This window comes from Bartonella vinsonii subsp. arupensis OK-94-513, from assembly GCF_000278235.1.
In the GTDB taxonomy this organism is placed as follows: Bacteria; Pseudomonadota; Alphaproteobacteria; order Rhizobiales; family Rhizobiaceae; genus Bartonella; species Bartonella arupensis.
Window position 1 is genome coordinate 762856 of sequence record NZ_JH725037.1, and the last position, 1645, is coordinate 764500.

At 36.3% G+C, this 1645-nt stretch carries 1 protein-coding gene; it reads left to right on the top strand.

Going from position 1 to position 1645, the window contains the following annotated elements; translation table 11 throughout:
- The coding region (locus tag ME1_RS03325) for an ABC transporter substrate-binding protein (protein WP_004863204.1) at positions 1 to 1008 on the top strand (1008 nt) is incomplete at its 5' end.
- Positions 1009 to 1645: the final 637 nt, after the last annotated feature.

The window sequence follows — 1645 nt, forward strand, 5'->3', positions numbered from 1 at the left end:
CATTCTGCTTGTGTTGGTCCTTATCAGTTAAGCAGTTGGCGTCCTGGAGAAGCTCTTTTATTGCGTGCAAGTTCCAATTATTGGGGGGAAGCGCCTAAATTGAAGAAGATTTTAATTCGCCATGTTGCGGAGCCAGGAACCCAACGTTTATTATTGGAAAAACACGATATTGATGTGGCACGTAATCTGATGCCAGAGGATTTGACAGATCTTCAAAAAACAACAGATATTAAGGTTGAGAGAGTGTTGGCACCCTCTATGATCATATGGGGTTTTAATACAACAAATCCTATTTTTGCCAATGAGAAAGTGCGTTTGGCGATGCGCTATCTTATCGATTATGAAGGTCTTGGAAAGACCCTTCTCAAAGATGTTGGTATTCCCCGTGCAAGCTTTATTCCTCTTGGGACTCTTGGAGCTTTGGATGAGAAAGAAGGGCAGCCCTTTAAACTTGATCTTCAAAAAGCCAAGCAGCTTTTGACAGAAGCAGGTTATCCAAATGGTTTTGAGGCCAATATTTTTGCGGGAGCTTCTCCTTATCCCTTTGCTTTACCCATTGCCCAATCACTCCAAGACAATGCAAAAAAGATAGGGGTGCGTTTTAAAATAGAACGTTTTGTAGGTACGCAGTTATTTTCAAAGTTTTATGCACGTGGTTTTGATACGATTTTTTTCGGATGGAATAATGGTTCTGCAGATCCCCATACAATGGCTGTGCGCCTTATTTACAATCCTGATAATCGGTTTGAGGCGAAAAATACAGGCTATGCTAGTTGGTGCCATGGATATTTTGATAAAACTATGAATCAAAAGGTTAAGGATGCATTATTTCAAAAAGATCCACAGAAACGAGCGCAAATGTATGCTGATTTGCAGCGTGAATTTATGCAAAAAGGTCCTTATGCCTTCATCTATCAGACATATGTTTCTGTCGCTATGACACCTGATGTAAAAAAATGGGTTTGGAATAGCGCACCACGTATTTTTTATAGTGCAATTGAAAAATAAGGAGTTTGGAGTATTGTACAATACAATAAGAGTATCATCATGATATCTTCGACGTTTTGTCTATAGTTTAAAAGCTTTACAAAACGTCGAAGTCCAGTGGTAACGAATTGGTATGTTATGTATACAATTTGCATAAAAAGGTAATAAATTTTATTTTCTACAAAAGACAGCAAAATTTATTATTTCTGATGTTGCCTGAAAATTATGATAAAATATAGGTTTGAAGCTGTTATTTGATGTGAGGTTATGGAAACGCAATTTTCCTCCTGAAGAAGAGGTGGAAATAGTTATTTTTTTGCAACTTACAACTTATCCAAAACTATCAAAATATAAAATTATTAATTGAAGTTTTTGAATCAGCAAAGGGGGGAATTTGATGAGATTCATAAAAAATCACAAGAAGAAATTTGAAAAAGAAGGACTGCTTGATAAAGCAAAGAAGGAACTTTTGTTTTCTATGATCTTAGTTATGGTGTGGCATTATTCATCGAGGGCTGTCGTTCGTAATGTCTTCTTCCTGTATCAGACTAGTTTTTATTGCATATTTTGCCTTTAGGAGGTGTGCTTTCTAAGCCTGATTTTATTTGTTTTGCATGTTGTTGCATGGGGAATTTATACAATAATTTTAAAAGGAAAA